Source organism: Hymenobacter coalescens (assembly GCF_054783195.1).
Window position 1 is genome coordinate 1 of the sequence record NZ_BAAGRA010000010.1, and the last position, 9,638, is coordinate 9,638.

Genomic DNA, 9,638 nt, shown 5'->3' on the forward strand with positions numbered 1-9,638 from the left:
TGGTCTGGCATCGACAGGGAAAGTTAAGACTCTTCCGTGTCCGCTCGCGTTAGACCACCTCACCATTTACAGATGTGGCGTGGGAGTGTTTTGAAGCTTTTGATGCTGGCGAGTACTACAGATCCAATGATGACAAGAATGTTAGCCCAGATATAAAATACACACGGCCGCTTGTTGAAGAACTCTTGAGAAAGAGGATGTTGATAGAATAAACTGCACACAACAAGGGTTTTGCGTCAGGCGGGCTGTTGTGCAAGCTTATAGTTCTGTGCTACTACCGAACCTTAGCAATAAATCAAAACTCTTTACTTCAAAATTCGCCCGAACGCAAATCCCTGAACCGTTACCCTTCCTGGCTCTGAATAGCCGTAATAACCACCGTATTGAATACATCATCCACGGTACAGCCGCGGCTTAGGTCATTTACCGGTTTATTTAGTCCCTGCAGCACCGGCCCGATGGCCAGCGCCCCGGTTTCGCGTTGCACGGCTTTGTAGGTGTTGTTGCCAGTATTCAGGTCGGGGAAGATGAGTACGCTGGCTTGGCCGGCCACTTCCGAGCCGGGTAGCTTCTGCCGGCCCACGATGGGGTCCACGGCGGCGTCGTACTGAATGGGGCCTTCCACCGGCAGATCCGGGCGCAGCTGGCGGACCAACTCGGTGGCGCGGCGCACCTTGTCCACTTCGGCGCCCTCGCCTGAGGTGCCCGAGGAATACGACAGCATAGCCACTCGGGGCTCCACGCCGAAGCGCCGGGCACTTTCGGCCGACGACACGGCAATTTCGGCCAGCTGCTCGGCCGTGGGGTTGGGGTTCACGGCGCAGTCGCCGAACACGGCCACGCGGTCGGGAAGGCACATGAAGAAGACCGATGACACCAACGAAATGCCCGGCTTGGTTTTGATGAACTGCAGAGCCGGCCGGATGGTGTGCTGGGTGGTGTGCACCGCGCCAGATACCATGCCGTCGGCGTGGCCCTTGAACACCATCATCGAGCCGAAGTAGGACACGTCACGCAGCAGGTCGCGAGCCATGTCCTCGTTCACGCCCTTGGACTTCCGCAGCTCGTAAAAAGTCTGCACGTAGTCGTCGTAATAAGCCGAGTGCACCGGGTCGATGACGCGCAGGTGGCCCACCGGCAGGTTAATGCCCAGGCGTTTGGCCGAGGCGGCTACTTCGGCAGGGTTGCCCAGGATGGTGAGGTCCACGATGTCCTGCTGCAGGAGCATAGCGGCGGCGCGCAGAATCCGGTCGTCGTTGCCCTCGGGCAGCACGATGTGGCGGCGCTGCTGCTTGGCCCACTGCATGAGCCGGTACTGGAACATGTGCGGCGTGATGCCCTCGGCCTGGTAGCTGGCCAGCTTTTCGCTGAGGGCGGGCACATCCACGTACCGCTCGAAAGTGCGGATGGCCAGCTGCAGCTTCTTGGGGTTGTCGGGCGTGAGGCGCGACTTAACGGCCGCCAGCCGGGCGCTGGTTTCGAAGGTGCCAGTGGGCACTGCAATGATGGGCATAACGCCCTGCAACCCGCGCAGTAGGCGCAGAATGGGCTCTTCCGGTTCCCAGCCCGCCGTGAGTACGATGCCCGCCACCTTGGGGTAGCTGGCCGAAAGGTTGGCTTGCAAGGCGCAGATGACGATGTCGCCCCGGTCGCCGGGCGTCACGATGACCACGTTTTCCTTGAGGTAGTTCAGGAAGTTGGGCACGTTCATGGCCCCGGTCACGAAGTTATCGACCTGGCTACTCAGCAGCTCCTCGCCGAAGAGCAGCTTGCCGCCCAGCGCCTCGTGGATTTCGCGCATGGTGGGGTTCAGCAGGGCTTTGTCTTCGGGAATGACCGATAGAATGGTATCCGCCGGCAGCTGGCTGCGCAGCAGTTCCTGCACGTCGGCCACTTGGGCAGGCTGCACCTTGTTGGCCACCACCGTGAGCACCGGCACCTCGCGGGCCTCAAAACCGCGCAGGGCCGTGAGCACCGAGCCAATGACCTGGGCCGTAGTTTTGCCCTCGCCCGATACCACCAGCACCACCGGCACGCCCAGGTTTTTGGCAATGGTCACGTTCAGATCGAACTCAAACGCGGTGCCCTGCCCCACGAAATCGGTGCCTTCCACCACCACAAAATCGTGCTGCTCCTCCAGCTGCTTGTAGCGCCGGATGATGGTGTCGAGCATGTCGCCCTGCCGGTCGGTTTCGATGAGGCGCAGCACCTCTCCGCCGGAGTAGGCAAAGGTGTCTTCGTAGGCCGTGGGCAGTTGAAAGTGGCGCAGCACCGTGTCGATGTGGGCGTCGCGCCGCTCGTCGGGGCCGGTGTTAATGACGGGCTTGAAGTAGCCTACCTTCTGGGCTTTGCTGAGCAGCATGTTCACGAGTCCCAGCGTGACGAGCGACTTGCCGCTGTACGGCTCGGCGGAGGCAATGAAGACGGTTTTGGTCATACCGGAGGGTGCAATTCGGGTGACAGCAGAAGAACCGCGCAGCGCGGCCTTCGGCTGTAACTACGGAAGATTTAGCTTGCTTGTCGAACTAAGCCGCTGCTCCGCAAGCGCCGCAAAAGTCCCCATCCAGCCGCATCGGCAGCATGACAAACGTCACCCTGGTCGCTGAAGTCACTTTTTTTGCCACCACCGCGGCGTGGTCCAGCTTCCCGTTGCACGGGCCCCGGCGCATGTCGCTGTGGGGCCTCGGGGCACCCAGCTCCTCCCCTTCCGAGTTTCAGCTGACGGAGTCGCTGCACGCCGATACGCCGGCCGTGGTCCGCATTGCCACCATAATTCCCTCGGGCTTAGAGCCCTACCTGCAGGTCGGCAGCACCATTTTCTTCGGCACTTTTCCCCGCGCCGTCGGCCAAGGACGCATTCTGGGCATCGAGCCCTACGAGCACAAAACCGTGTGGGTCACGCCCAAAACGCTGAACGGCCCCGTCTGAGGTAGACGGGGCCGTTCGAATCAGCGTAGCCGGAGTACTTAGCGCGCCTGCCGCTGGCGCTCCACGATGGAGCGGCCGAGGGTAATTTCGTCGGCGTACTCCAGCTCGCCGCCCACCGGGATGCCGCGGGCAATGGAGCTGATGTGCACGTCGGGAAACTCGCGCAGACGGCGGGTGAGGTAAAAGGCGGTGGTGTCGCCTTCCATGGTGGGGCTGATGGCCAGGATAACTTCCTTGACCTCGGAGCCGTCGACCTTCACGCGGTCCACCAGGGGCTCGATGTGCAGGTCGGCCGGGCCGATGCCTTCGATGGGCGAGATGACGCCGCCGAGCACGTGGTACACGCCCTGGTACTGCCCGGTATTTTCGATGGCAATGACGTCGCGGATGTCCGACACGACGCAGACGGTGCTATGGTCGCGCAGCGGGTTGGCGCAGATGGAGCACTCCTGGGTATCGGAGATGTTGTGGCAGGTGTCGCAGTAGCGGATGTCGAAGCGCATCTTGGCCAGCGCTTCGGCCAGGGAGCTGGTGGTATCGGTTTCGGCCTTGAGCAGGTGCAGCGCCAGGCGCAAAGCCGTTTTGCGGCCGATGCCCGGCAGCTTGGCCAGCTCGCCCACGGCGTTTTCGATGAGTTTGGAGGGAAATTCCATGTATGTTCTTTTTACCACTGATTTTCAGCATTTTATCAAAATAAAATAGCTGAAAGTGGGACTAATCTTGGACAGGTTTGTGGGACCAAGTAACTTCCTGTATTCTCCTCCTGGAAGTCCTTAGCTCACTCTCCAAAATGTTCTACAAAGTACGGGGTATCAGCAAAAAAAGTGGCCTAGGCACTGTGTACGTGGTGTTCCGTGACATGCAAGGCTCGGAAACCTTGAAATCAACGGGCGTACAGGTAGACCCAGCTCATTTTAACACCAAAAGCGGGAAAATCAGTCCCAAGGACACTCTTTTTCCAGAGAAGAACGCAAAGATAGCTGCTACCGTCGCGGACTTCGAGACGGTTATCCGCAACATGAAAACTGCGGGCTTGCCTTTGTTGGCTCAAGAAGTCGGCGAGAGGGTTGTAGAGCTTCAGATAGTGAACGACACCAAAACCCTCTGGCACGAAGCAACCCAGGATTGGAGGTTACTCAGTATTCAGAAGCTCGAAAACGATATACAGGCTCTCCGTGAAAAATTAGCGGAGATGGAAATCGAGTTGGAGAGAAGAAAGCAAGCAGAAGGCCTAGCGGCTGTAGATAAGCCGGTATACTTCCAGGACATGATTAAGGAGTTCATTGCTCAGAAAGCCGCAGACCCCAACATCCGCCCTGGTACCTTGAAGAACTACGGAGTTACCGCTACGATGGTGGCCGAGTACAACCGCCACCTGGAAATGAAGGATATGAACCTGAAGTTCTTCCAGGATTTCCAGCAGCATCTAATCCGTAAGGGATTGCGCAACTCCACTATTAACGAGTCATTTATCCGCCTTAAAGCTGTCTACAAGCACTTGGCTGAAGAACTAGGAATTGATACCAACTGGCTGCGCAAGTTCAACGTGGTCAAGGCGGAGAAAGACGAGAACGTTATCTACTTGACTCCTACGGAACTCCAGGCTATCGAAGACCTCAACATTACCACTAAAGGCCAGCACCGTACCCGAGAACTGTTTCTGTTTTCCTGCGAAACCGGCCTACGCTTCTCGGACTTGTTGGTAACACGCGCCGATGTTCAGGAAACCGAATACCGGAACGACGCTGGTGAAACCGTGCAGGGCAAGGTACTAGTGGTGAAGACAGAGAAGCGACGCAAGACAGTCAGGGTTCCACTTACTCCTAAAGCTATCAGCATCCTCGAACGGAACAACTACTCGTTTAGCAGGCCCAATGAAAGCCAGTATAACCAGGCCCTGAGGGCTATCGGCGCGAAGATTCCGATGCTACACGCCGAAATCACGCTAACCCACACTTCAGGCTCGAAAATCGTCAAGAAGACCTGTCCGAAATGGAAGGCGCTGAAGTCACATGTCGGGCGGAAGACGTTCACGAATAACGCTATTGACCGCGGAGTTTCGTTGATGACTGTAGCCGAGTGGCTGGGCCACGCCGATACCAAAACCCTGGAGGCGCACTACGCTCACAAGGCAGATAACGCGAAGCGCGAAGCCTACAAGCTATTCGAGTAGCGGCGGAGAGGTTAGCTCTCAGACAGAGGCTATTACCCCTGCCTATCGGGGAGCCTCACTAGCTCATGTAGTGGGAGTTCCAAGGCACCGGCTATGGACCTCTATTAATAAGGAGTTACCCAGATTCAGGAACGACATGTAGTGCAATTCGCTACGGTTGTTCCTGAACTTTTTTATATACCCCTTTACCACACTAAACGCTCCCTATTAGCCTTATTACCCGCCCCCTGGGGTACTTTACTACTCCCTCCGAGGTACCTCCCCTCCCCTACTGGCGGCATTTAACGGTAACCCATAGGCCGTATCCAGCTCTACTCCGTGAAACATGGCCGGGTAGATGATTTCCGGGGACCCCGCTTATAAAATTTGTGATATTTTTTATAAAATGAGACGAGGGCTGTTTTTTCGTTTTCGCGGTAGGTAACAGTGAGGATATGTTTGGCTCGTAACGCTCAAACGGACAAAATGGGTAATAATGCCGGTTTACCGACGTGCTACCTATTTACCCATAAGGGCCGACACGAATCACACTTAAATCACATGCCAACTGCACATGCAAACCCCTGAACTTCGCTTTTACTACCCTAACCGCTTTGACCGGCTGCTATTTGATGTACCGGCTCATTACGTAGAACAACTACAGCCGAGCCTATTCATCGAAAAAGCTACTGCCGATGGTTTCGTTTTTTACGAGCTGCGAGACTATTCCAGTGTATTCGGATTAACTCTGATTAAGTGGGAACCCTCTAAGAATCGCTACTGGATTGAAATCGGAGCCAAGTTGCTAGGGCAACGCTACCCCGAACTTCTGCACCGAGGTAACATCTACGACGCCCTGGAACTCCTTAACAGGGCAATGATAATCCATGTGGACCCGCGGGCCTTGCGTTATGCACGTCTATCCTCCTTGGCGGTTACCGAGGACAAGCGTATAGAAGCCCCGAACGATGAGTTCCAGAAAACACTAGTGCTCCAAGCTGTTCCATCGGGCCGGTACAAGCTCGAACCTTTTAAGAAGGGCGATGCGCTCAAAACCATCCACTTCGTCCGTCAGGTTTCCACGAAGCAGCGCAAGCACCTGCTGAAGATTTATGATAAAGCCCACGAGTTCCGCCTACCCCGTAACGCTTCGTTCCGAGACTCGCTCCCCAATGCTGGCACCGTGGCTGCCCAGTTCGAGCACATGCAGCGTTTTGAGTTGGAGGCCAAATCAGAGCACAAAATCAGGGAGTTCTTCAAGCTACCAACTCACACCTATCCTCCTGGTGAAAAACGAAAGCCCCGACGTCCCTACCTGTTGGAAGTCCTGGAAAGCCCGGAGACCCCGTTACTGAACATTTGGAAAGAAATCACCGACGAAATGCAACAACTCCTACCAATCGCCGCAACCGACCTCAACACCGAGGCAATACCTAACGCCAACGCCTTCGGCCTCTTTCTGCTTCAGTTAGACCCAAAGCAGCAAAAGGATTTCGCCCTCATGATGGCAATGCACATGGACATGAACAAGCTGGAGTCCTTCACCAAGTACTCGTATTCACGCCCCCAGACAGTGAGCGAACGGATGAAGAATTACCGAAAGCTTTACCGCCAATGGCAGTCACAGAGCAACGACATGTTGCAGCGAACCCTAGGGCTTGTTACCCGAGTCACACACCAACTCGCAGCCCCAAGAAATCCAGGGGCTTAGTTACCAACGAGTAAGTTTCACTAGTTCAAAGCTGATAGCTATAGCAAAGCCTCGCCTCGCACCTAAGGCGGGGCTTGCTGCTTTTATACACCTGTAGCTCAAGCTACGGAGTTCCGCAGAGAGCATGGCAACTAAGCACTGAGAACCCGTCCAACTCAGTTCATTACGAAGTTCAACGCCAGCAAAATATCAATATAAAAAACTTAATATCAGATAGTTACCCCTAAACACAGCTAATTTAGTTAGTGTATACCTGACTAATACCGCCTTTAGTGACTGATAATCCGTATTTTGCCATTGCAACGCCTAACACCGTTAGCCATGTCAGCACCAGAAGTTAACAGCCGTCCTTTTAGAATACTATCTATCGACGGAGGCGGCATAAGGGGAATATACCCTGCACGTTTCCTTTCGCATGTGGAACACCAGCTTCAGCTAGAGAAAAAGGACAGCTCCATATACAAGTATTTTGACCTAATCTGTGGTACCTCCACTGGAAGCATTATAGCTATGGGCTTGGCACTAGGAATGCCAGCCGCGGAGATTGAAGATTTATACCTCACAGAGGCCAAAAATATTTTTGGGACTCCTAGAAGAGGCATTAAGAAGGTTTTCTACTCCTTGAATGATAACCTAGCGCTAGAAACCATACTCCGAGAAAAGTTCTCCAAATACAGTCCGCATGGTGATACCCGCCTGGGCCATGCTAAGACCCGAGTGTGTATTCCGGCCTTCAATGCACCTAAAGGAGAGGTCAACGTTTACAAAACATGTCACCACGAACGTTTCAAACTCAATTATCATGTACCTGCTTATCAGGTGTGCATGAGCAGTGCAGCAGCACCAATTTATTTTGACCCTTATACTATCAAGTATCAGACCTTTGACTCTCATCACAAAGTAGAAATAAAGAACAACGTTGACGGAGGCATTTTTGCTAACAATCCCTCACTAATTGGATTAACAGAAGCTCACCGCTTTATGAATATTGCATGGAATGACATCAAATTATTATCAATCGGCACAGGCCAATTGCCTTATAAGGAAACCCGTGATATTAAAGCTTGGGGAGCCTACTACTGGGTGAGGAAAAAGCGAATTTTAGAAGCCATGTTCCAGGCTCAGTCAGAAATGATTCACAACACGGTGCAAGTATTGAGTCATAACATCCATGACACAGGAACTCCGCTATTCAAATACGAACGCATTCAGTTCCAAATGGAGCAAAACGAGGCAATAAGGCTTGATGAAACATCTGTAAAGAAGCTTGATACCATTTGCCAAAAAGCAACTCGTTCTTTCCAGGAGAGAAGCCCGTACGTCATGAATGACTTTTTCTCAACAGAGGCTCCAATATTCCAACCCTGTTTCCCCATCCAGTAACTCCTAGTGCAACACCATGGCTAATTGCAACAAGCTATTTCTGGACTTTGACGGCAAGCTGAACATTTTACCTTCAAAGCTTACGGCATTAAAGAAATCCAGAAAGGAATTACGTCGCTTAATCAAAGAGTATTTCAAAGAAAACCATCCTGACTTCGCGCCTGTGTTTTTCACCCAGGGTTCCATGAAGCTCGGCACTATGATTAGGAATAGTGACGACACATGTGATTTAGACGATGGCATCTACTTTGAAGGTGACAAGCCTAAGGAAACAGGCACCACGTTGCAGAACTGGGTGTATGATGCTGTTTGCGAACAAACCGACGGAGGCGCGGAACACCGAAAAAAATGCTTACGTGTTATCTATAGGAACCTCTACCATATAGATTTACCAGTGTACTACATAGCAGAGACGGATAACCATCCCCATATAGCAGTCAAGAACGAAGATTGGCAATTAAGTGACCCCAGGGATTTCATAGAGTGGTTTGAAGGCAAAAAAGACGCAAATGGTCAATTAGTGCGACTGATTAAGTACTTGAAGTCCTGGTGTGACACCATGTCTCACAAAATGCCTAGTGGCCTGTGCATGACTGTTCTCGCGCAACGCAACTTCATCTCCGACACCAGAGACGATGTTGCTTTATTGAACCTTCTGAAATCTATCCATGACGACGTTAACAACTCTTGGCAATGCACTATGCCTACAGTCCCCTACGACGATTTACTAGCAAAATACTCTGAGACTGTAAAACAGAACTTCTTTGACTGCATAAAAACCTTTATTGAAGATGCTGAATACGCTATTAACGATGAAGATAACCAGTTAGCAGCAAGTGAACTCTGGAGCAAACACCTCGGCAGCAGGTTTCCCCTCGGAGCCGATGAGGACGTTACTGCGAATGAGAACACACTCCGAAGCATAGCTAAAGTTCTTTCTTCAGGAGCAGCAGTAACTAGTGCAAATGTCACCATCGTTAGCAATGCTAACCCTGGAGTTCCTAATCAATCTCACCGCTTTTATGGCCAAGGCGAAAGCTGACCTTACAAAACACTGGGATACTTATGCCATTCTCCATAGAGAGAAGGCGTTAATCGCAAAACACTACCCTAGGTTCAAATTCAATCTGACCAGGACTATGCTTCGCTGTATCTACGCTATTCCTTCGCCAACATCTGACAAATTATACAAAACCGAAATTACCTATACCCCTCCCATGGCACCAAAGGTTCATATACTCGACCCTCCAATTGAAATGAATAAACACACACATGTTTACGCCGATGATAGTCTCTGCCTTTATTACCCTGGCGACTTGTCTTGGTCGTATGGAACTCACCACATCTATGACAAAATCATTCCTTGGATTGCCGAATGGATAGTGTATTATGAATTATACCGGCATTGCTACAACCTCATAGCTATCTGTATCTTGGGGCATGACATGTACGCGGTGTGGCAGT

At 52.5% G+C, this 9,638-nt stretch carries 8 protein-coding genes; 6 read left to right on the forward strand and 2 right to left on the reverse strand.

Annotation, left to right across the window (positions count from 1 at the left end):
* Positions 1-343 precede the first annotated feature (343 nt).
* Positions 344-2,437: a phosphate acetyltransferase gene (gene pta, locus ACYVKQ_RS07725; protein WP_460577299.1), complete on the reverse strand. Its 2,094-nt coding sequence runs from the start codon at positions 2,435-2,437 to the stop codon at positions 344-346.
* A 143-nt stretch (positions 2,438-2,580) separates the two neighbouring features.
* Here pta and ACYVKQ_RS07730 point away from each other — a divergent pair, with 143 nt between their 5' ends.
* Positions 2,581-2,928 (forward strand): hypothetical protein, encoded by a 348-nt coding sequence (locus tag ACYVKQ_RS07730; protein ID WP_460577301.1) that lies wholly within the window; start codon positions 2,581-2,583, stop codon positions 2,926-2,928.
* A gap of 38 nt (positions 2,929-2,966) precedes the next feature.
* Here ACYVKQ_RS07730 and recR read toward each other — a convergent pair whose 3' ends face one another.
* Positions 2,967-3,581 carry a recombination mediator RecR gene (gene recR / locus ACYVKQ_RS07735; protein ID WP_460577303.1) on the reverse strand — a complete coding sequence of 205 codons (615 nt, stop codon included), beginning with the start codon at positions 3,579-3,581 and terminating at the stop codon, positions 2,967-2,969.
* Between the two features lie 137 nt (positions 3,582-3,718).
* Between recR and ACYVKQ_RS07740 the strand changes: the two genes are divergently transcribed.
* From ACYVKQ_RS07740 to ACYVKQ_RS07760, 5 genes are all read left to right on the forward strand, one after another.
* A complete protein-coding gene (locus ACYVKQ_RS07740; RefSeq protein ID WP_460577305.1) occupies positions 3,719-5,101 on the forward strand; it encodes a tyrosine-type recombinase/integrase in 1,383 nt (460 codons plus the stop codon).
* A gap of 553 nt (positions 5,102-5,654) precedes the next feature.
* Positions 5,655-6,791 carry a hypothetical protein gene (locus tag ACYVKQ_RS07745; protein WP_460577307.1) on the forward strand — a complete coding sequence of 379 codons (1,137 nt, stop codon included), beginning with the start codon at positions 5,655-5,657 and terminating at the stop codon, positions 6,789-6,791.
* Positions 6,792-7,112: 321 nt separating this feature from the next.
* The gene (locus ACYVKQ_RS07750) at positions 7,113-8,174 is read left to right on the forward strand and encodes a CBASS cGAMP-activated phospholipase (protein WP_460577309.1); all 1,062 of its coding nucleotides are present in this window, start codon (positions 7,113-7,115) and stop codon (positions 8,172-8,174) included.
* A 16-nt stretch (positions 8,175-8,190) separates the two neighbouring features.
* The gene (locus tag ACYVKQ_RS07755; RefSeq protein ID WP_460577311.1) at positions 8,191-9,216 is read left to right on the forward strand and encodes a CBASS cGAMP synthase; all 1,026 of its coding nucleotides are present in this window, start codon (positions 8,191-8,193) and stop codon (positions 9,214-9,216) included.
* On the forward strand, positions 9,197-9,638 hold a 442-nt coding region (locus ACYVKQ_RS07760), incomplete at its 3' end, for a hypothetical protein (protein WP_460577313.1). The genes ACYVKQ_RS07755 and ACYVKQ_RS07760, both read left to right, overlap by 20 nt.